The 20,951-nt window shown below is 60.9% G+C and carries 16 protein-coding genes; 5 read left to right on the top strand and 11 right to left on the bottom strand.

The annotated features are described in order from the left end of the window. Window positions 1–52: 52 nt before the first annotated feature. From ACUN8C_RS02910 to ACUN8C_RS02960, 11 genes are all read right to left on the bottom strand, one after another. Window positions 53–2,839: a heavy metal translocating P-type ATPase gene (locus ACUN8C_RS02910; RefSeq protein ID WP_445620815.1), complete on the bottom strand. Its 2,787-nt coding sequence runs from the start codon at window positions 2,837–2,839 to the stop codon at window positions 53–55. Continuing rightward, entirely contained in the window at window positions 2,829–3,281 is a 453-nt protein-coding gene (locus ACUN8C_RS02915) for a MerR family transcriptional regulator (protein ID WP_445620816.1), read from the bottom strand. The genes ACUN8C_RS02910 and ACUN8C_RS02915 overlap by 11 nt, the downstream gene beginning before the upstream one ends. Before the next feature lie 138 nt (window positions 3,282–3,419). Further along, on the bottom strand, window positions 3,420–4,577 hold the full coding sequence (locus ACUN8C_RS02920) for a porin (protein WP_445620817.1): 1,158 nt from the start codon (window positions 4,575–4,577) through the stop codon (window positions 3,420–3,422). A 17-nt stretch (window positions 4,578–4,594) separates the two neighbouring features. Further along, a complete protein-coding gene (locus tag ACUN8C_RS02925; protein WP_445620818.1) occupies window positions 4,595–4,903 on the bottom strand; it encodes a hypothetical protein in 309 nt (102 codons plus the stop codon). A 147-nt stretch (window positions 4,904–5,050) separates the two neighbouring features. Further along, a complete protein-coding gene (locus tag ACUN8C_RS02930; protein ID WP_445620819.1) occupies window positions 5,051–6,649 on the bottom strand; it encodes an ABC transporter ATP-binding protein in 1,599 nt (532 codons plus the stop codon). A gap of 10 nt (window positions 6,650–6,659) precedes the next feature. Beyond that, the gene (locus tag ACUN8C_RS02935) at window positions 6,660–7,625 is read right to left on the bottom strand and encodes an ABC transporter permease (protein ID WP_445620820.1); all 966 of its coding nucleotides are present in this window, start codon (window positions 7,623–7,625) and stop codon (window positions 6,660–6,662) included. 12 nt (window positions 7,626–7,637) lie between these two features. Then, complete coding sequence (gene oppB / locus ACUN8C_RS02940; RefSeq protein WP_108842954.1) at window positions 7,638–8,564, bottom strand: oligopeptide ABC transporter permease OppB; 927 nt, start codon at window positions 8,562–8,564, stop codon at window positions 7,638–7,640. Window positions 8,565–8,606: 42 nt separating this feature from the next. Next, window positions 8,607–10,223: a peptide ABC transporter substrate-binding protein gene (locus ACUN8C_RS02945; protein WP_445620821.1), complete on the bottom strand. Its 1,617-nt coding sequence runs from the start codon at window positions 10,221–10,223 to the stop codon at window positions 8,607–8,609. A 61-nt stretch (window positions 10,224–10,284) separates the two neighbouring features. Beyond that, the gene (locus tag ACUN8C_RS02950) at window positions 10,285–11,877 is read right to left on the bottom strand and encodes a peptide ABC transporter substrate-binding protein (RefSeq protein WP_445620822.1); all 1,593 of its coding nucleotides are present in this window, start codon (window positions 11,875–11,877) and stop codon (window positions 10,285–10,287) included. A 63-nt stretch (window positions 11,878–11,940) separates the two neighbouring features. Then, the gene (locus tag ACUN8C_RS02955; protein ID WP_445620823.1) at window positions 11,941–13,524 is read right to left on the bottom strand and encodes a peptide ABC transporter substrate-binding protein; all 1,584 of its coding nucleotides are present in this window, start codon (window positions 13,522–13,524) and stop codon (window positions 11,941–11,943) included. Between the two features lie 254 nt (window positions 13,525–13,778). Then, window positions 13,779–15,362 (bottom strand): peptide ABC transporter substrate-binding protein, encoded by a 1,584-nt coding sequence (locus ACUN8C_RS02960; RefSeq protein ID WP_445620824.1) that lies wholly within the window; start codon window positions 15,360–15,362, stop codon window positions 13,779–13,781. A gap of 244 nt (window positions 15,363–15,606) precedes the next feature. Between ACUN8C_RS02960 and prfB the strand changes: the two genes are divergently transcribed. The 5 genes from prfB (at window position 15,607) to ACUN8C_RS02985 (ending at window position 20,861) form a co-directional block, all read left to right on the top strand. Beyond that, a protein-coding gene (gene prfB, locus ACUN8C_RS02965; protein WP_445620825.1) for a peptide chain release factor 2 occupies window positions 15,607–16,705 on the top strand; the annotation gives its coding sequence in 2 pieces (ribosomal slippage) (window positions 15,607–15,681 and window positions 15,683–16,705; 1,098 coding nt in all). A 185-nt stretch (window positions 16,706–16,890) separates the two neighbouring features. After that, the gene (gene lysS / locus ACUN8C_RS02970) at window positions 16,891–18,408 is read left to right on the top strand and encodes a lysine--tRNA ligase (RefSeq protein ID WP_445620826.1); all 1,518 of its coding nucleotides are present in this window, start codon (window positions 16,891–16,893) and stop codon (window positions 18,406–18,408) included. A 134-nt stretch (window positions 18,409–18,542) separates the two neighbouring features. Then, window positions 18,543–18,926: a hypothetical protein gene (locus tag ACUN8C_RS02975; RefSeq protein WP_445620827.1), complete on the top strand. Its 384-nt coding sequence runs from the start codon at window positions 18,543–18,545 to the stop codon at window positions 18,924–18,926. A 116-nt stretch (window positions 18,927–19,042) separates the two neighbouring features. After that, complete coding sequence (locus ACUN8C_RS02980; protein ID WP_445620828.1) at window positions 19,043–20,449, top strand: DHA2 family efflux MFS transporter permease subunit; 1,407 nt, start codon at window positions 19,043–19,045, stop codon at window positions 20,447–20,449. A gap of 70 nt (window positions 20,450–20,519) precedes the next feature. Further along, window positions 20,520–20,861, top strand: a complete 342-nt coding sequence (locus ACUN8C_RS02985) for a BolA family protein (RefSeq protein WP_445620829.1) — start codon at window positions 20,520–20,522, stop codon at window positions 20,859–20,861. The last annotated feature ends 90 nt before the right edge of the window (window positions 20,862–20,951 follow it).

The following is a 20,951-nucleotide window of genomic DNA, read 5'->3' on the forward strand; positions in this document are numbered from 1 at the left end:
CACCAGGCAATCAGCACCATCAGTACGACCCCCAGGGCATTGATCAAAAGACTCATGAGGTCACCTCCGCGGTTGAGCTGTCGCTGTCCGGACGTGTGACCCGCTCCGGGGTGAAGTGGCGCAGCCGGTTGGCATTGGTGACCACGGTCACCGAGGAGGCCGCCATGGCCAGGGCCGCCACCATCGGTGAGAGCAGCGTGCCGGTCAGCGGATAGAGCGCGCCGGCGGCAATCGGAATGCCCAGCGTGTTATAGGCAAAGGCGCCCCACAGGTTCTGCTTGATGTTGCCAATCGTGGCACGGCTTAAATCGATGGCGTCACTGATGCCGTGCAGAGAATCGCGCATCAGGGCCACACCTGCCGATTCGATGGCCACATCACTGCCCGCGCCCATGGCAAAACCGACATCGGCACCCGCCAGTGCCGGCGCATCGTTGATCCCGTCACCTGCCATGCCAACCACATATCCTTCGCGACGCAGCCGCTCGATATGGGCTTGCTTGTCCTCGGGCATGAGACCCGCGTGCACCTCATCGATACCGGCCTGAGCGGCAATGGCTTTTGCGGTCGGCTCGGCGTCACCGGTCAGCATGACCACGCGCAGGTGGCGGGCATGCAGCCGTTCGATCGCCTCTCGCGCATCCGTTCTGAGTGGGTCCTGTACGGCCAGCAGTGCGACCAGTCGACCCTCAATGGCAAAATACAGCACGCTGTGGGCCTGATTTTCCCACGCGCTGACGGTGTCGCTGACCTCGTCAAGGGCCACATGGTGATCACTCATCAGGGCCTCATTGCCCAGTGCCAGCTGCTCACCGTTTGGACCGGTGGCCGTGACGCCGCGTCCGGAAAGGGCCTCAAAGTTTGAGACATTTTCCCCATCCAACCGCTGCTCGCCACAATACGCCAGTACGGCACTGGCCAGCGGATGCTCCGAGCCGCGCTCAAGCGCTGCCAGCAGCGCCAGTGCCCGGTCATGATCTTCATCCTGCCAGACGCTGTCGGTCACGCGCGGTTTGCCCTCGGTCAGCGTTCCGGTCTTGTCGACCACCAGCGCGGTCAGCTCGCCGATACGCTGCAGCGATTCGCCGTGACGAATCAGAATGCCGGCGCTGGCGGCCTGGCCCACGCCGATCATGGTCGAAATCGGAGTGGCCAGCCCCAGGGCGCAGGGGCAGGCAATAATCAGCACCGAGGTGGCCGTGATCAGCATGTGCGTGATGCGCGGCTCGGGGCCAAGGTTGAACCAGATCAGCGCCGTAATGATGGCCGCGATCATCACGGCCGGCACAAAGATGCTGGCGACCCGGTCGGCCAGCCGACTGATGGGCGGACGCGACCCCTGCGCCTGGCGCACCTGTTCGATAATGCGTGACAGGCTGGTGTCGCTGCCCACCTGGGTAGCGCGCAGCGTGAGGGTGCCTTTGGTATTGAGTGTGCCGGCCGAGACCCGATCACCGCTTTCTCGTGCGACGGCCTGAGGTTCACCGGTGAGCATCGATTCATCGATATGGCTGCGGCCCTCGACCACCTCGCCGTCCACCGGCACCCGCTCGCCGGGGCGCAGCCGCACCACGTCGCCGCGCACCACGTCATCAATCGCCACATCGACTTCCTGATTGTCGCGCATCACCCGCGCCGTGCTGGCACGCAGCGATACCAGCTGCGAAAGTGCCTTTGAGGTGCGCCCGCGTGAGCGGGTCTCAATGGCCTGCCCCAGACTGATCAGTCCGATAATCATCAGCGGTGCTTCAAGATAGAGCGCGCGCGCAGCTTCCGGCACGGCGGCTGGAAACAGCGCGACAAACATCGAGTAGAGCCAGGCGGTAGTGGCCCCGATGGCCACCAGCAGGTCCATGTTGGCCATGCGATGGCGCACGGCCTTCAGGGCGGCATCATAAAAACCGCGACCGGCGGTCAGCATGACGCCCAGCACACCCACGCCAATGGCGACCCAGAGCCAGCGCTCGCTGCCTTCCAGCTGCGGATGATGAAAGAACATCGACAGCATCAGTGCGACCCCGGGCACCAGCGCCAGCCAGGTGTCGCGCAGCTTGCGACGATAGCTCTGCTGTTCCAGCTCACCACGGCGGGCTTCGCCCTGTTCGATGCTCTCGATGACTTCGGCGCCATAGCCGGCCCGTTCGACTGCCTGGATCAGATCACCGGACGTGGCGCTGCCGCGCACCCGGGCACTGCGGGTGGCGAAGTTGACCTGAGCCTCATTGACGCCGTCGACGTGATCCAGAGCGTTTTGAATGGTGCGGACACAGCCGGCGCAGGTGATACCGGACAGCTGGAGTTCGATGGCGTCTCCCGAGGCCTTGTCCGGTGGCGTCGAGGTGTCAGCATCAGCCTGTTCGACAGCGTCTTGCGTATCCGACCTTTTAGAGGCCTCGAGCTTTGGCTCGGCCTCGGGCTGCGGCTTTGGTGCGCTGTCGGCAGGCGTGGCACGGTAGCCCGCTTCTTCCACTGCGCTGATGACCTCATCCTGGGTGTTATGCGTTGTGATCGACAGATGTTCGGTATCGAGTTCGATCTGCGCCTGGGGATCAAGCGCTTCCAGTGCGGCGCGCGTGCGTTTGATGCAGCCACCGCAGTGCAGACCCTCGAGGGCCAGCGTGTAGTGGTGAGGCTCGCTCTGGACCGGGGCCGCCTGAAAGCCGGCACCTTCGACGGTCTCGATAACCGCTTCAATAGATTGATCGGTGCGGATGACAAGGTGTTCCACATCGATATCGATATGGGCCTCGGGATCGAGAGCTTCCAGTGCGGCGCGGGTGCGTTTGACGCAGCCACCGCAGTGCAGGCCGCTCAGGGCGAGACGATGATCATGAGACATGTGGCCTCCTGGCGTCACCTTCGGGCACATCGGTGCGTGGTTCGTTCCAGTGTTCGATCAGCTGACACAGCGTGTGCCCATCGGGGGCGCCATCCGGCATGGAGGACCAGACCTCAAGCGCCTTTTCCATGCGATCGGCCAGCTGCTCCAGTTCGCGAATTCGTGATCTGACTTCAGGCAGACGTGTTTGCAGAAGGTCTCGCACCATGGGGCAGGGCGAGTCACCGTGATCGGTGTGGGCAAAGATCTCGCCGATTTCCTTCAGACTGAAGCCCAGCGTGCGGGCGCGGTTGATAAAACGCAGTCGCCTGAGCGCTTCGTCATCAAAAAGCTGATAGCCGTTATCGGGATTGCGCTCGGCATGAATCAGTCCCTGATGGACGTAGTGCCGGATGGTTTCGTGGGTCACGTTGCCACGTTCGGCCAGTTCACCGATTTTCATGTCATCGCCTGCCGGTTGCCTGTCATATGACCAGCATAAAACCCTGGGGTTGCCACATGGTCAAGGCAACGGGTTCGTTCGGGCGGCAACAAAAAACCCTCGCCATGGGCGAGGGTTTCGGGTGATGCCAGCGTCCGGTTAGAAGTCGTAGCGCACCAGGATGGCGGTATTGTCATTGTTGACGCTGCCGCCGCTGGCATTTTTTGAATCATCCTCGGAACGTTCCAGCGCCAGTACCAGGTTGTCGTTGGCCAAAAGCCAGGCAACCCCGGCGATATAGTTGGCGTTACGCGCCTCGGAATTGCGATCTTCCAACCGGTTGAGACCGGTGTAGAGCTGCACGCTGCCGGGGGTATAACCCCGCAGGTTATACAGGGCGACCAGCTCATAGCCGCGGGCATGTTCAACGGCACCGGTCGCCGGCAGGCCTTCAAAGACGCTATTGCGCTCAAGGTTTTTATAATCGCCGGCGGTGGCTGCGAAGTACCAGTCGCCCGGTGTCCAGCGCGCGCCCAAAAGCGTGGCGTTGACATTCGGATGCCTGTCACTGTCATCGTTATAGTCGGTAATGCGGGAATGGGTATAGGCAAGCCCCAGCGCCACGGTTTCAGACGGCAGCCAGTTCAGCGCGACCTGACCGGTATAGTCACGATCCACGCCACCCCGTCGCTGCTCGGTCCCGGTGATGACCTCCTGACCACCAATGGTGGTGGAGATTGGAACGTTATCGCTGCTGCTTTCACCGCGTCCGGCCTGATAGAGCGCGCCAAACGACCAGTCGCCCCAGCTGTTCTGGTAGGAGATGGCACGGTCAGGGCGGCCATTGCCTTCAAAGCCGCCATCGCCGTTGCGCCCTGAAAAGGAGCCCTGAGCGGCGGCACCGTTGATCCAGAACCAGTCTGTCCAGACGCCGACCATGTCATACCAGAGCGAGTACTGCTTGCCGATCAGGATGGTGCCGTATTCGCTGTTGCTGAGACCTGCGTACTGCAGCCGCTTGTAATGTTCATCGTTGCCGGTTTCAAACCAGGGGTCGAAGGCCCATTCGGTACGCACAATCGATGACCAGCCGCCGGCAAAGTTGTGTTCATGGATCAGGCGTACGCGCGAGCCAAAGTTGGTCGGGTCATGGTCATCGTGAACGTTGTCGACCCATGAGCTGGCGGCGGCCAGCCGGCCGCTGAACTGCAGCCGGTCATCGGGGGATTCATACAGGATAACGGCCGAGGCCTGCTGCGCAACGAACAGGGACGACAGGCAAAGGGAGAGCGTAATGCCCTTTTGATTGAAAGACATGAGAGAAGGCTCCGCATTTATTGGTTGTTATCGAGCTGCTGCATACCGTTGATGAATTCGGCTTCGGAAATCTGACGATCCCGGTCCTCATCCAGTGTGGTAAAAAGTCCCTGCAGCCCGGCGGCGCTGGCTTCCGTTGGATCGATCACACCGTTACCGTCGCTGTCTGCCTCACGAAAGCGGCTGACAAGCTCGGGCGGTGCCCCGTTTTCAAGGGTGGCGTTGTCAAAGCCGCCCGGGCCGAACAGCGGGCCGGTACAGCCGGCAAGCGTCAGCAATGCAGCGCCGACCAGGCCACCTCGTAAAGCGTTATTGTAGTTGTGCATGGTTGGATCCCTTGTTGTTTGCACGTTTAGGGGCGCAGGGCCCATCAATGAGGCAAAGGCCTCCCGTGACGCCATGAATGGGGCGTCATGGACAGGCGGGCAGCAAGGGCCCGCCATGTTCTTTTAAAAGGTGTTCCCCTGAGGAGGTCAGGCGGCAGTGTCGAGAAATGCCGCCTTCAATAGCGCCTTCGTGTAAGCCTCGCGTGGTGCCCGGAAGATGCTCTCGGCCGAACCCTGTTCAACCACCTGACCCTCCTTCATGACCAGCACGGTGTCGGACAGCGCCCGAACCACGGCCAGATCGTGGCTGATGAAGACATAGGTCAGGTTGTATTTCTGCTGCAGATGGCGCAAAAGCTCGATGACGGTCATCTGCACCGAGCGGTCCAGTGCCGAGGTGGGTTCATCCAGCAGCAGAAAGTCGGGTTTGAGTACCAGTGCGCGGGCAATGGCAATGCGCTGACGCTGGCCGCCGGAGAATTCGTGCGGGTAGCGTTTGCGCATCGCCGGGTCCAGCGCCACTTCCTCCAGTGATTCGATGACCCGTGCTTCGCGCTCGCGCCGATCAAGTTCCGGAAAGTGGACCTTGAGCCCTTCACTGATGATTTCACCGACGGTCAGACGCGGAGACAGCGAGCCGAAGGGGTCCTGAAAGACCACCTGCATGCGTGAGCGCAGCGGCCGCATGCGGGACTTGTCAAAATCCGTGATGTCGGTGTCTTCGAAGCGCAATTGCCCCTGGCTTTTCAAAAGTCTGAGCAGTGCCCGCCCCAGCGTTGATTTGCCCGAGCCCGACTCGCCGACAATGCCCACGGTCTGACCGCGCCGGACGGTCAGGTTGATCCCGCGCACGGCTTCGAAATAATCGCTTTTTCCGAACAGACGTTTTTTGGTGGTAAAGCGCACCCGAACGTCCTGACCGCTGAGCAGTACCGGTGCATCATCTGCCACGGCCGCCTTGCTGCCACGTGGCTCGGCATCGAGCAGCATGCGGGTGTAGTCGTGCTGTGGCGCATTGAAGACCTTCGCGGTTTCACCGGATTCGACCAGCTCGCCGTAGCGCATCACACAAACCCGCTCGGCAAAGCGCCGCACCAGACTCAGGTCGTGGGTGATGAACAGGATCGCCATGCCGTAGCGCTTTTGCAGGTCCCGGAGCAGGTCAAGAATCTGGGCCTGGACGGTGACATCGAGTGCCGTGGTGGGCTCATCAGCGATCAGCAGGCGCGGTTCGCAGGCCAGCGCCATGGCAATCATCACGCGCTGGCGCTGGCCGCCGGAGAGCTCGTGCGGATAGCTTGAAATGCGCCGTTCGGGTTCGGGGATACCGACTTGATCCAGCAGTTCCAGCACCCGCGTTCGTGCCTGGCTGCCGGAAACGCCGCGGTGGCGATGAAGGACTTCGGCAATCTGGCGCCCGATCCGGTGCAGCGGATTGAGCGAGGTCATCGGTTCCTGAAAGATCATCGAGAACTCGTTGCCGCGCAGCCGTCGCATCCGCGCGGCGCTGACCTGTGTCAGATCCTCGCCGTCCAAGCGAATGGCGCCGGAAATTTTGGCCATTTCCGGCAGCAGGCGCATCAGGGCAGTAGAGGTCACCGACTTGCCGGAGCCGGACTCGCCCACCAGCGCGACGGTCTCGCCCTGATCGATATGGAAGCTGACGCCCTTGACGGCGGAGACAGTACCGGTGGGCAGTTCAAAGTCCACCTTCAGATTGTCGATCTCAAGCAGGGGTGTCGACATGGAGGACTCCTTAGCGGGTACGCGGGTCGAGGGCATCACGCAGCCCATCGCCCAGGAAGTTGAGACAGAACAGCGTCACGGCCAGAAACGCTGCCGGCACGATCAGCATCCAGGGCGCGCCCTGCATGTTGGAGGTCCCTTCGCTGATCAGAACGCCCCAACTGGTCAGTGGCTCCTGAACGCCCAGACCCAGAAACGACAGGAAGCTCTCCAGCAGAATCACCTTGGGCACCGTCAGCGTCACGTAGATGATGACCGGCCCGATCGAGTTGGGAATCAGATGGCGGGTAACGATCTTTGAGTCCCGAACGCCCAGGGCATGGGCGGCTTCGATGAACTCGCGACGCTTGAGCGACAGCGTCTGGCCACGCACGATGCGCGCCATGTCGAGCCACTCCACCGCGCCGATGGCGGCGTAGATCAAAAAGATGTTACGACCGAACACCACCATCAGCAGGATGACCAGAAACATGAAGGGCAGGGAGTACATGATGTCGACAAAGCGCATCATGAGATTGTCGGTGCGCCCACCGACGTAGCCGGAAATCGCGCCATACAGCACGCCAATGACCAGGCTCACCAGCGTGGCCACCAGTGCCACGGACAGCGATACACGCCCGCCGTACAGCGTGCGGGTCAGAAGGTCACGGCCGTTGGCATCGGTGCCCAGCCAGTGCTGGCCTTCCAGGGTCGGTGCCACACCGAAGGCGTTCCAGTCTACCTCGGCCAGATCCCAGGGCATAAACCAGGGGCCGGCAATACAGATCACTGCCATCAGCGCCAGCAGCACAAGGCTTGCCATGGCAGCACGGTTATGGCGCAGGCGACGCCAGGCCTCGCGGGCGAGGCTCTCGCCGGGCTGGGCGACCGGGGCCTGAGGTGGGTTGGGGCCATCGCCGCCCTGCAGGTTGTCAGCGTTGTCCGGAGTTGTGCCGGGCGCGCCGTGGGTGTCATGAGCACCGTGTGAAGAGGTCATGATGCGCTCCGGTCAGTCGTCATAGCGAATTTGTGGGTCGAACAGCGAATAGAGCAGATCGACAATCAGGTTCATCAACACGATCAGGATGCCGTAGAACACCACCGTGCCCATCACGAGCGTGTAGTCGCGGTTGAGCGCGCCCTGCACGAAGTAGCGCCCGATGCCCGGCAGGCCGAAGATCTGTTCGATGACCACCGATCCGGTGATGATGCCGGCGATGGCCGGGCCGAGATAGGAAAGGACCGGCAGCATGGCCGGGCGCAGGGCGTGGCGCCAGATGACCTGGCGTTCGTTGAGTCCCTTGGCACGGGCGGTGCGGATGAAATGGCTGCCCAGCACCTCGATCATCGAGGCGCGCATCATGCGAGCGATGTAGGCAATCTGCTGGATGGCCAGTGCCACCACCGGCAGCACCAGGTTGGGCAGGGCACCGCCGTTCCAGCCGCCCACCGGCAGCCAGCCCAGAATGACGCCGAAAAAGAGCGCCATCAGCGGGGCGATCACGAAGTTGGGCACGGCAATGCCGCCCAGCGCCGTGCCCATCAGCAGATAATCCACGGTCGAGTTGCGCCTGAGGGCCGCCATCACTCCCATCGGAATGCCCAACAGCAGCGCCAGCACGATCGCCAGCCCCCCGAGTTCCAGACTGACCGGAAAGCCCTGAGCGATCAGGTCGGTGACCGAGAAGTCCTTGTATTTGAACGACGGCCCGAAGTCGCCCTGCACCAGGTTGCCCATATAGCGCAGATACTGCATGGGCAGCGGCTCATCCAGGTGATAGGCCGCCATCAGGTTGGCCTCGATCTCCGGCGGGAGCTGGCGTTCGCCGTCAAACGGGCCGCCCGGGGCAACCCGCATCAAAAAAAACGAGGCCGTGATCACGATCAAAAGCGTGGGAATGGCCATGGCCAGACGCTTGGCGATATAGCTCAGCATGCCGGTCTACCTCGGCGCAGGATGGACATATAAAACACGGGATTACTCCTCGATGCTGATGTAGCGCAGGGGGTGCACGTCCATGGGGGAAGGCTCCCAGCCATGGACGCGCTCTGACACCAGCGCGGTGGTGATGTAATCGTAAAGCGGCAGCAGAGCGTAGTCATCGAGCAGGCGCTGCTGGGCGCGCGTCAGAAGCTCGGCGCGCTCGCCCGCATCGATGGTCTCGCTGCTTTGCTCGACCAGCTGGTCATAGGTCTCGTCGCGATAGCCGCTGCTGCGGGCGGCACTTCCGCCTGCGGTATAGCTGCCCAGAAAGTCATACGGGTCGTTGATGGTCGCCACCATGCCATAGCGGGCCAGCTGAAAATCCCCCTCGCGAATGGCGGCGTAGTGGCTGGCGGCCTCGGCGTTGACCAGCGAGACCTCAACGCCCAGTGGCTTCCACATGGCGGCCAGCGCCACGGCGATCTTTTTATGATCTTCCAGGGTGTTGTAGCGCAGCGTCAGCTTCACTGGGTTATTCGGCCCGAACCCTGCTGCCTTCATCAGTTCCTGGGCGCGCGCCATGCGTTTGTCCATCGGCATCTGCGCCATCGGCATCTCGCCTTCGGTGCCGCCCTCGGTCACCCGCGGCACCAGCCAGTACGATGGTGTTTGTCCCATGCCCAATAGCTGGTCGGTGATGACCTCGCGCCGCGTGGCCAGATTCAGCGCTTCTCGCACGCGGATATCGCCAAGCGGGCTGTCAGGTTTCAGGTTGAACATGTAGAAATATTCCCCCACCAGCGGGCTGACCCGCAGGGCATTACCAAGCTCCTGACGCAGTTGCTGGAACCGCCCGCCGGGCACGCTGGTGTAGCTGATATCCAGCGCGCCGGTGCGAAAGCGATTCAGGGCTGCGGTGGCCTCTTCGAGCGGATAGAGGATGACCTCATCCAGCGACACCTTGTCGGCGTCATAGTAGTGCTCGTTTTTATCGAGCGTGATGTGATCCTGCGGCGACCACTCACTCAGCATGAAGGGCCCGCTGACGACCGTGTTGCCGGGTACGATCCAGCGCTCGCTTTCCTTTAAGACATGTTCGGGCAGCGGGGCAGCTTCCGGCATGGCGATGGCCTGCAAAAACCAGGCGGTAGGGCGCTCAAGCTGAATTTCCAGATGATGAGCATCAAGCGCGCGTACGCCCAGTGTCTCCGGGGCGGCGTCGCCGGCATTGATCGCCCGGGCATTCTTGATCGGGTAGTAGAGATTGGCGTTATGGGCGGCAAGCTCCGGTCTTAAAAGCCGGCGCAGGCTGAAGACGGCGTCGCCGGCCGTCACGGGCTGGCCGTCGGACCACTGTGCATCGTTACGCAGCTCAAGGGTCCAGGTCAGGCCGTCATCGCTGAGCTGCCAGTGGCTGGCCAGCCCCGGTACCAGTTGGCCTTTCGCATCCTGGCTGACCAGCGTCTCAAAAAGCTCGCGCACGATGCGCGTCTCCCAGGTACCGCTGGTTTTTTGCGGGTCGAGCGTGCCGGGCTCGGCGCTGTTATCAATGCGCAGTGTGGCCGCCATGCCGAGTGGCGCGATGGCGAGCAGGCAGGCCGTGAACGCGACGCGTTTGAAAAAGGGGCGATAAGCGCCCATCGGACGCGGATGTCGTGTTGTGTCGGTCATTGTTGTTGTCCGGTGCTGTCATCATGGCGTGCGGTCTTGATGACCCGCGCGATGTCACGGTTTATTGGTCGAGGCTGATCCAGCGAGACAGGTGGCGATTGATGGCGTTGTCTTCCCAGCCGGTCATGTCCGGGTTGACCAGGTTGCGGGCGGCATCGGCGTAGATGGGCGCCATGGCATAGTCCCCCAGCGCATGATGTTCGGCCTGTTCCAGCAACTGCTGGCGCTTGTTCTGGTCGGGCTGTGCGGCGGCCTGTGTCAACAGTTGATCAAACTCGTCACTGTGATAGCCGCCGTAGTTCTTGACGTTGCCGGAGGCGAGAATCCCCAGAAAGTTGCTGGCGTCATCGAAGTCGGCCACCCAGCTGGCACGGGCAATATCAAAGTCACCGCGGGCGATCTCGGCGTAGTGCACGTTGGCCTCGGCGTTGACCATTTCGATGTCGATGCCCAGCGGTTTCCACATGGCGGCCGCGGCCACGGCAATGCGGCGGTGGTCATCCCGTGAGTTGAATCGCAGGCGCAGTTTCAGAGGGTGCTCGGGGCCGTAGCCGGCGTCCTTTAAAAGCGTTTTGGCCTTTTTGAGCCGCGCATCGATGGGCGCTTCCATGCCCGGCATGGTCTGAACGTCATAGTGCGCAGTGCCGGCGGGCACCAGTGAACTGGTCGGGTTGGCGGCGCCCTGCAACACCTTTTGCGTAATGATGTCGCGCCGCAGTGCCAGGTTGAGCGCTTCACGCACGCGCACATCGCTGGTCGGATGGCCGTCGCGATTGTTGAGCGCGTAGTAGTAGGTGGAAAGCTGATTGTGCAGATGGACCGAGCTGCTCAAATTCTCCTTGAGCCACTGATAACGGCTGGCATCAAAGTCACGCATCACGTCCAGGTCACCGCTGCGAAAGCGCGACAGGCCGGTATTGAGATCCTCGACCAGGTAGTAGTTGACGCCATCCAGCGTGACGCTTGCAGCATCATGGAACTGCGGGTTTTTCACCGCTTCAATATGGTCATGCGAGACCCAGCGACTGGGCATGAAGGCGCCATTGGTGGCGATGTGCGAAATCTGCGTCCAGTCGTTACCGTACTTGCGCACCAGATGTGCAGGCACCGGGGCGGCAATGATGTGTGCCATCAGGGTCGGCAGATAGGCCGTGGGCTGATCAAGGCTCACTTCGAGCTGATGATCGTTCACGGCGCGGGCGCCCAATGAGGCCACCTCGGCGTCGCCGCGGTTGATGGCCGCTGCGTTTTTGATCGGATAGAGCAGGTTGGCGTAGACCGAGGCGATGGCCGGGTCGAGCGCGCGCTGAAAGGCGAGAACGAAATCCTCGGCGGTCACCGGCGCGCCGTCTGACCAGCGAGCGTCATTGCGCAGAGTGAAGGTCCAGGTCAGACCGTCATCGGAGACCGACCAGCTTTTGGCCACGCCCGGCTGGTAATCGCCGTCCGGGGCCAGTGTCACCAGGCCCTCAAACAGATCACCCAGCACATCGTTGTCATAGACGGCGCCGGTCACGCGCGCAGCGTCCAGCGAGGCCGGCTCGCCATAGATCCCGATATCCAGCGTGGCGGCCTGGGCTGACAGGGAAGTGGCCAGTAGCGGGCAGGTCAGCAACAGGGCTGCGCCAAGGCTTTTGGAAAGACACCTGGTCATGATGGAAAATTCCCGAGTAACGTCAAAAGTGGGCGGCATCACGGCGATGCCGCCACCAGGCAGTTATTGCTTGAAGCTGACCCAGCGAGAAAGATGGTCATCCTGCACGTTGTCTTCCCAGCCCTGAAGCTTTGGGTTGACCAGGTTGCGGGTGACATAGGTCAGCAGCGGTACCAGCGCATAGTCACCAAGCGCAATCTGCTCGGCCTGCTGCATCAGACCGGCACGTTTGTCTTCATCCAGCGTGACGTTGGCCTGGTCGAGCAGTTTGTCGTACTTGGGATTGGAATAGGCGCCGTAGTTGTTGCCCACCCCGGTGTGCAAAAGGGTCAGGAAGTTTTCGGCGTCATCATAATCGGCAACCCAGCCCGCGCGCGCCACATCGAAATCGCCATTGGCAATGGACTGGTAATGCACCGTGGCCTCGGAGTTGATCATCTGCACATTGACACCCAGCGGCTTCCACATGGCGGCTAATGCCACGGCGATCTTTTTATGTTCGTCGCTTGAGTTGTAACGCAGACGCAGGTTGAGCGGTTTGTCCGGGCCGTACCCGGCTTCTTTCATCAGTTTTTTGGCTTCTGCCATGCGGGCATTCATGTCATCCCCGTCGAGCGTCATGTGCTGCGTCTCGTAGTGATTGACGCCCGGTGGCACCAGCGCATTGGCCGGCAGGAAGGTGTTGGCCATGATCTGTTTGGACATGACGTCGCGTCGTACGGCCAGGTTCAGCGCTTCGCGCACGCGAATGTCAGCGGTAGGGTGGCCGTCACGATGGTTCAATACGTAGTAATACGAGCCCAGAAACGGACTCATGTGCGTGGCATCCGGCAGATTTTCCTTGAGCCACTGATAGCGGTCCGAGGTGTATTCACGCATCACGTCAAGTTCGCCGGCGCGGAATCGAGAGATACCCGCGTTGCGATCCTCGGTGGGGTAATAGTTGACGGTATCGATGGCTACCTTTGCAGCATCGTGAAACTCGGGATTCTTCTCGGCCGTAATGTGATCATGAGAGACCCAGCTGGTCGGCTTGTAGGCGCCGTTGGTCTGGATGTGATCCATCTGCGTCCACTGCTTGCCGTACTCATCAAACACGTGTTTCGGCACCGGGAAGGCGGTGTAGTGGGTCAGGATACCGAGAAAATAGGGGGCCGGTTCCTTGAGCGTAACGCGAAAGGTCTTGCCGTCATCGAGGGATTCAACGCCGAGCTGGTCCGCCGGCATTTTGCCGGTGTTGACTGCCTCGGCATTTTTGACCGGATAAAGCATGTAGGCATACTTGGAAGCGCTGGCGGGGTCGAGCATATGCTGCCAGCCAAAGACGAAGTCCTCGGCCGTCACCGGCTTTCCGTCTGACCATTTCGCGTCATCGCGCAGGTGGAAAGTGTAGGTCTTGCCGTCATCGCTGATGTCCCAGGATTTGGCCACACCCGGGATACGATGGCCTTCAGGATCCTGTGTAAGCAGGCCCTCGTAGATATCCTTCAGCACATCGGCTTCCCAGGTACCGCCACTGACCTGGGAGGTGTCCAGCGAGGCGGGCTCGCCGATGATGCCGATATTGAGGGTCTGGGCGTAAAGCGGGGAAGCAAACAGAGCGGATGACAGCGCAAGAGCGCCCATCAGGGGACGGATCGAGGGCATGAAAGTTCCTGAAGGTACTGGCATTGTTGTTATCGCTATCGCAGTCCGGGATAGCGGCGCGAGCTGAAGTATCGCTTATGACGATTTTGTGAAGTTACTCCGCGTCAGCGGATGTGTCCAGAGGTGACCCGTCGTTCAAACGCATGACTGATTTGGGGCGGCCGGGAGGCAACCGAGAAGGTTGCCGGGAGCGTGTGGCCCTCAAGGGCAGGCAGTGCCCGCCCCTGATGGTCATGATGTATATCGCTTAACGGCTACTGAGCATCCTTGATCGAAATCCAGCGTGAGGCATGCATGTCGAGTGCGTTGTTGTCCCAGCCGGAAAGCCCGGGCTTGACCAGGTTGCGTGCTGCATAGGTATAGATCGGTGCCAGCGGGTAGTCGGCCAGTGCCATCTTCTCGGCGCGCTGCATCATGTCTCGGCGCTTGTCACTGTCGAGCTCGCGGTCGGATTGCGTGATCAGCTCGCTGTACTCGCCGTTTTGATAGTCACCGTAATTGTTGGTTTCCGCCGACAGCAGCTGCAGGAAGTTTTGCGCGTCGTCATAGCTTGAAATCCACGCCGCGCGAGCCACCTGAAAATCGCCCTGCATCAGGTCCGAGTAGTGCACGTTGGCTTCACTGTTGCGCATTTCGACGTTGACGCCCAGCGGCTTCCACATGGCCGCAACCGCCACGGCAATGCGTTGATGCTCATCGCCGGAGTTGTAGCGCAGGGTGAGGTTAAGCGGCTTGTCGGGGCCGTAACCGGCTTCCTTCATGAGCTCGCGAGCATGGTTCATGCGCGTGTCCATGTCGTCTTCAAGGCCTGGCTGAGCGGCCGGGGTGTAGTTGCTGACCCCGGGCGGCACCAGTGACGTGGAGGGTGTCACGGCCCCGTCGAGCAGCTTTTCGCTGATGATGTCGCGACGGATGGCCAGTGACAGCGCCTCGCGTACCCGCTTGTCGGCGACCGGTGATCCGTCGCGCAGATTGAAGACGTAGTAGTAGCTGCCCAGCGACGGGGTGATTTTGACGGCATCGGGAATCTGCTGCTCAAGCCACTGATAGCGCGCCGCGGGGAAGTCGCGCAGGATATCGAGTTCGCCGGCGCGAAAGCGTGAAATGCCGGCATTCTTGTCCTCGATGGGGTAGTAGTTCACACCCTCGAGCGAGACCTTGTCGGCGTCATGGAACTCGGGGTTTTTGACCGTGTCGAGCTCCGAATTGGAGATCCAGCGCACCGGCTTGAAGGCGCCATTGACCACGATGTTGTCCGGCTGGCTCCATTTGTCTCCCTTGTCGTCCACGACATGCTCGGGGATCGGATAGCCAAACGGCAGCACCAGCGTCTTGAGAAAATAGGCGGCGGGTTGTTCAAGCTGGATCACCAGCGTACGACCATTGTCGCGGCTTTCTACCCCCAGGGTGTCGAGTTTTGCCTCGCCTGCGTTGATCTTTTGCGCGTTCACGACCGGATAGAGCCGGTGGGCATAGTTGGACGCAGTTTTCGGGTCGACCTGATAGCGCAGGGCAAAGACAAAGTCATCGGCCGTGACCGGCTCACCATCTGACCAGCGGGCATCCTCGCGCAGGTGGAAGGTGTAGGTCCTGCCATCGTCGCTGGTCTCCCAGGAGGTCGCCACGCCCGGGATGATCTGTCCCTGGGCGTCAATGGCCACCAGCCCCTCGAAGATATCGCGCAGCACGTCTTCTTCCCAGACGCCGCCGGTGACACGGGCCGGGTCCAGTGAAGCCGGGTCGCCGCTGATGCCAATATTGAGCGTGGCGGCAGTGGCCAGTGGCGCGCCCAGCGACAGGCCGGCGGCCCCCAGCAGTGCAAGCGTTACTTTTTTCATGACGTTTCCCTGAAGGTTTTATTGTCAACGCGACAACGACGCGTCCTTGAAAGATCACAGCCCGGGGGAAAAGTGTCAAAGCAGGGCATATAACCATTTCCGACATTTTTATTCCCGAATCAGGATAAGGGCGCGGGCGGCGGATGACGGGCAGGTGGTGCTTTGGCTACAATAACGCCCTTGTTTTTCAACTCTCATGCGATGCCGGTGTTTTGACGCCTGCGTCCTGTCCGAGCGAGATACCATGCAGGAATTGACCCCCATTCATCATATCCTCAAGGACCTGTCCGAACGGACAGACGTCCTGAGGGGGTATCTTTGACTATGCCGAACGCAAGGACCGCCTCGAGGAAGTAACGCGCGAGCTGGAAAATCCCAACGTCTGGAATGACCCGGAGCATGCCCAGAAGCTGGGACGCGAACGGGCACAGCTTGAGGATATCGTGACCACGCTCGACGCGCTGGAAAGCGGCGTGCGTGACAACGGCGAACTCTATGAGCTGGCGCACATGGAAGAGGACGAGGAGACTATGACAGAAATTCGTCGTGACCTCGAAAGCTTCGAAACGCAGCTGGCCAAGCTCGAATTTCGCCGCATGTTTGCCGGCGAGATGGACCCCAATAACGCCTACATGGATATCCAGGCCGGCTCCGGGGGCACCGAGGCGCAGGACTGGGCCAACATCCTGTTGCGCATGTATCTGCGCTGGGCCGAGCATCACGGCTTCAAGGCGGAAATCTCCGAGATTTCCGCCGGCGATGTGGCGGGTATCAAGTCAGCCACTATCCATGTTCAGGGTGACTACGCCTTTGGCTGGCTGCGCACTGAAACCGGCGTGCACCGGCTGGTCCGAAAGAGCCCGTTTGATTCGGGCGGCCGACGCCATACGTCGTTCGCCTCGGTCTTTCTCTCTCCCGAGATCGATGACAGCTTTGAGGTCGATATCAACCCGGCCGATCTGCGCGTGGATACCTACCGCTCCTCGGGCGCCGGCGGTCAGCACGTCAACACCACCGACTCGGCGGTGCGAATTACCCACGAGCCCAGCGGTGTCGTGGTGTCATGTCAGACCCAGCGCAGCCAGCATGCCAACCGCGATTTTGCGATGAAACAGCTCAAGGCGAAGCTCTGGGAGCTGGAGATGCAGCGCCGCAGCGCCGAGAAGCAGCAGGCCGAGGACTCCAAGTCCGACATCGGCTGGGGCAGCCAGATTCGCTCCTACGTGCTCGATGATCAGCGCATCAAGGATCTGCGTACCGGCGTGCAGACCAGCAACTGTGAGCGTGTGCTCGACGGCGACCTCGATCAGTTCATCGAGGCCAGTCTCAAGCAGGGGCTTTGATCGGAAGAGACGTTTTTAAGAGACGACTTCCGACCGGCAGGCTCGTTTTGCAGCATCGCGTGTTTCCGGCGCGACCAGTGCCGGGCATGAGCCGTGTCAGACATGAGTGTCCGGCATGGATGTCAGACATGAACCGCAGGCTGTCACGAGCCTGCCATTGACGGTTATTTTCAATAGGCAAGGTAATGGCGAATCAGGATCAGCAGGCAGGCAGCGAACACGAAGAGAACCATCTGATCGCCGAGCGGCGGGCAAAGCTTGCCGCTCGCCGCGAGAAGGCCGGTGCAGAGGGCGGCAGTGCCTTCCCCAATGATCTGCGCCGCGACAGTCTGGCAGCGGATCTGCAGGCAGAACTCGGCGAGCACGACAAGGAAACGCTGGAGTCGCTGGGGCGTCAGGCGGCCGTTGCCGGGCGGATCATGCGAAAGCGTGGCCCCTTTATCGTCATTCAGGACGCCTCCGGACAGATCCAGCTCTATGTGGATAAAAAGGGATTGCCTCATGAGGTGCTCGAAGACATCAAGGGCTGGGACATTGGCGATATCGTCTTCGGTCAGGGTCCGGTGCACAAGTCCGGCAAGGGCGATCTCTATGTGATGATGGAGAGTGCCCGTCTTCTGACCAAAAGCCTGCGCCCGCTGCCGGACAAGTTCCACGGCCTGACCGATCAGGAAGCCCGCTATCGTCAGCGCTATGTGGACCTGATCATGAATCCGGAGGTACGCGATACCTTCCGCATTCGCGCCGCCGTCATCAGCGCCATTCGTCAGTTCTTTACCGAGCGTGACTTCATGGAAGTTGAAACGCCGATGCTGCAGCCGATTCCCGGCGGTGCCACGGCGCGCCCGTTTGTGACCCATCACAATGCGCTGGATATCGACATGTATCTGCGCATCGCGCCCGAGCTGTATCTCAAGCGTCTGGTGGTGGGGGGCTTTGAGCGGGTCTTCGAGATCAATCGCAACTTCCGCAATGAAGGGCTCTCGACCCGGCACAACCCAGAATTCACCATGCTCGAATTCTACTGGGCCTATGCGGATTATCATGACCTGATCGATCTGACCGAGTCGCTGGTGCGCTTTGCGGCCGAAAAGGCCGTGGGCACCACCCTGATCAACTATCAGGGCACCGAGGTTGACCTCTCTCAGCCCTTTGACCGCCTCACCATGCGCGAGTCGATTCTGAAGTACGGGCAGGGAATCGAGTCCAGCGAGCTGGATGATCTCGAGCGCGCCACGGCACTGGCCGGGCGACTGGGGATCGATGTCAAGCCGGGCTGGGGCCTTGGCAAGCTGCAGACCGAGATCTTTGAAGAAGTTGCCGAACATCGCCTCGAGCGGCCGACCTTTATCACCGAGTATCCGGCCGAGGTCAGCCCGCTGGCGCGTCGCAACGACACCAATCCGTTCGTGACCGACCGCTTCGAGTTCTTCGTGGGCGGGCGCGAGATCGCCAACGGCTTCTCCGAGCTCAATGACGCCGAGGATCAGGCCGAACGCTTTGCCGCCCAGGTGGCCGAGAAGGACGCCGGCGATGTCGAGGCGATGTACTATGACGCCGACTATGTGCGTGCGCTCGAGTATGGGTTGCCGCCGACGGCAGGCGAGGGTATCGGCATCGACCGGCTGGTGATGCTGCTGGCGGATGCGCCGTCCATCCGCGATGTGCTGCTGTTCCCGGCCATGCGCCCGGAAGCCGAGTAAATCACGGCGGTCAACAGGGACTGGCCGCCCGATGTGCGTCAATGTCCGGATGAGTCATGGCGTTGGCGCCTCCGGGCGGCCATACTTGGGCGCTTGAACAGGATTTCCACCAGCCCCGAACCGGGAGAGTTGCAATGAAACTGGTGAACCGCTCTGCACTTAGCGTGCGTCCCAAACAGGCCTTTGTAGACTGGATCAATTCGCTGGAAGCGACCGAGGGTGAAGATGATCTCACGCTTGAGGATGCCGAACGCGAAAGTACCATCTACCTCATTCCCGAGATGGATACGGAAGATGCGCTGCGGGCCTGCCTGCATGAACGCTTTGCCGATATCCTTGAAAACGAGCTGTCCGCCTGGGAAGAAAATTCCCGCCACTGGCCGGACATCAACGAAGTCACCTTTGAGTTTTTCCTTCGTGTCGAGCACAGCTATCTATGCGTGGATCTGGACGAGGAAGTGTCCCTTGAGCGCAGCGATTTCGAAGATGATCTGCTGCTGGATACCGATGAGGTCTGATCATCCTGCGTTGAAATGACCCTGAGGCTTGCCCGGCATCATGGCCGGTGTGAGCTTTTTTACCCTGTTCCTGCTCTGCGTGCTCGCACGTTGTTTTGCACTGCCGGTAACTCCCCTTGAAAGCACTACTGTCCTGGCGTGAAGGTGATGATGGCCTGCCTCCGCGTCAGCGTATTCTGGCCATGATGGTCCTGATGTCGGGGTCGCTGATGGCGGTGCTCAACATCAACAGTGTCAACATTGCCCTGCCGACCATCGCCCGTGAACTGGGCGTCTCTTCTGCGGCTTCTGTCTGGATCATCAACGTTTATCAGCTGGTGGGTGCTGCCTCCATGCTGACCTTTGCAGCTCTGGGCTATCGCATCGGGCGCTATCGTCTTTATATCGGTGGCATGATTCTGTTCGTACTGACCTCGGTGATGTGCGCGCTGGCGCCCTCGCTGGGCTGGCTGATTGTCTTTCGTGCGGTTCAGGGGCTGGGCTCGGCGGCCATGATGAGCATCGGGCCTTCCCTGTATCGGGTGATCTTTCCCACCCGGCTGCTGGGGCAGGCGATGGGACTGACCGCGTTGACCGTATCACTGGCGGTCGCCGGTGGGCCGGCACTTGGTGGGCTGGTGCTTTCCGTGGCGAGCTGGCCGTGGCTTTTCTGGATTAACGTGCCACTGGGTGTGGCCGCCATCTGGCTGGCCATCCGTGCGCTGCCGCAGGAGCAGGGCAGCCGCTATCGGTTTGACGTGCTCGGCGCCGTGCTGTCCGCAGTGGGTCTGGGGGCCTTTGTCATCATGCTCGACAGCATTGCCGACATGTCACGCTCGGGGACCGTACCGGTACTTCTGGCGGTGAGCGTGGCATCGCTGGCAGGGTTTATCTGGCGTCAGCGGCATTTTGATAACCCGCTGCTGCCGCTGGTCATCTTTCGCGAGACGCGCTTTTCCATGGCGGTGATGACCTCGTTTTTCTCCTTTCTGGCCCAGAGCATGGCGTTTATCAGCCTGCCGTTTCTGTTTCAGAACGTGCAGGGCTACACGCCACTTGAATCCGCCTTCCTGTTCACGCCCTGGCCGCTGGGCGTCATGATCGGAGCGCCGCTGGGTGGGCGGCTGGCCGACCGCTTTAGCCCGCCGATCATCTCATCAATAGGGCTTTTGCTGTTCATGGCAGGACTTGGGGTGTTGGCGCTTTTGGGGGATCAGCCCACAACGATCGATATCCTCTGGCGCAGCGCCCTGTGTGGACTGGGCTTTGGTCTCTATCAGGCCCCCAACAACCGTGAAATGATGGGATCACTGCCCAAGGCACGCAGTGGCAGTGCCTCCGGCGTGCTGGCCAGTGTGCGTACCTTTGGTCAGTCTGTTGGCGCTGCCTTGGTTGCACTGGTGCTTTCTGGAATAATGAATGCCACGATGGACAGTGCTGTCACGGTGAGCCTGGCCCTCTGGATGGGCATGGCCTCCGCCCTTGTGGCGCTGATACTGTCGGCGTCGCGAATATGCGTGCTAAAGCGTCAGCAGACCGGCTGAATGGCCCTGCTGATCGTCGCCGTGATGCATACCTACCAACAATTATCTGACATGCCGGAGGTGATCACCCATGACAATTTCTTCGGTGGATACGCTTGAAGGCGCTGACATTGCAGCGCTGATCGAGCAGAAGCTGGCCATTTTCGAGCCGCAGTGGCTGAGCATCGAAAATGAAAGCCACAAGCATCACGTCCCGCCCAACTCACAGACGCACTTCAAGGTAACGCTGATTTCCGAGCAGTTTGAAGGCATGATGCCGGTCAAGCGTCATCAGCAGATCTATGCCGTACTCTCCGATGAGCTCGCAGGTCCGGTGCATGCGCTCGCCCTGCATCTTTATACGCCCGAGCAGTGGGAAGCGCGTGGCAACGCGCGGCCCGATTCGCCGAACTGTCGTGGCGGTGACGCCTAGTGTTGTTCAGATCTTGAGTCGTCGATATCGACTTCAGGCCTTCCTCATGGGAAGGCCTTTCAGATGGCACCCCTCCAACGGACATTTTGT

The sequence above is a fragment of the Kushneria sp. Sum13 genome (genome assembly GCF_052692355.1).

Excerpts from the sequence above, each read along its gene's own strand:
- ACUN8C_RS02910 (WP_445620815.1), bottom strand. The coding sequence starts at position 2,839 with ATGTCTCATGATCATCGTCTCGCCCTGAGCGGCCTGCACTGCGGTGGC.
- ACUN8C_RS02915 (WP_445620816.1), bottom strand. The coding sequence starts at position 3,281 with ATGAAAATCGGTGAACTGGCCGAACGTGGCAACGTGACCCACGAAACC.
- ACUN8C_RS02920 (WP_445620817.1), bottom strand. The coding sequence starts at position 4,577 with ATGTCTTTCAATCAAAAGGGCATTACGCTCTCCCTTTGCCTGTCGTCC.
- ACUN8C_RS02925 (WP_445620818.1), bottom strand. The coding sequence starts at position 4,903 with ATGCACAACTACAATAACGCTTTACGAGGTGGCCTGGTCGGCGCTGCA.
- ACUN8C_RS02930 (WP_445620819.1), bottom strand. The coding sequence starts at position 6,649 with ATGTCGACACCCCTGCTTGAGATCGACAATCTGAAGGTGGACTTTGAA.
- ACUN8C_RS02935 (WP_445620820.1), bottom strand. The coding sequence starts at position 7,625 with ATGACCTCTTCACACGGTGCTCATGACACCCACGGCGCGCCCGGCACA.
- oppB (WP_108842954.1), bottom strand. The coding sequence starts at position 8,564 with ATGCTGAGCTATATCGCCAAGCGTCTGGCCATGGCCATTCCCACGCTT.
- ACUN8C_RS02945 (WP_445620821.1), bottom strand. The coding sequence starts at position 10,223 with ATGACCGACACAACACGACATCCGCGTCCGATGGGCGCTTATCGCCCC.
- ACUN8C_RS02950 (WP_445620822.1), bottom strand. The coding sequence starts at position 11,877 with ATGACCAGGTGTCTTTCCAAAAGCCTTGGCGCAGCCCTGTTGCTGACC.
- ACUN8C_RS02955 (WP_445620823.1), bottom strand. The coding sequence starts at position 13,524 with ATGCCCTCGATCCGTCCCCTGATGGGCGCTCTTGCGCTGTCATCCGCT.
- ACUN8C_RS02960 (WP_445620824.1), bottom strand. The coding sequence starts at position 15,362 with ATGAAAAAAGTAACGCTTGCACTGCTGGGGGCCGCCGGCCTGTCGCTG.
- lysS (WP_445620826.1), top strand. The coding sequence starts at position 16,891 with ATGGCGAATCAGGATCAGCAGGCAGGCAGCGAACACGAAGAGAACCAT.
- ACUN8C_RS02975 (WP_445620827.1), top strand. The coding sequence starts at position 18,543 with ATGAAACTGGTGAACCGCTCTGCACTTAGCGTGCGTCCCAAACAGGCC.
- ACUN8C_RS02985 (WP_445620829.1), top strand. The coding sequence starts at position 20,520 with ATGACAATTTCTTCGGTGGATACGCTTGAAGGCGCTGACATTGCAGCG.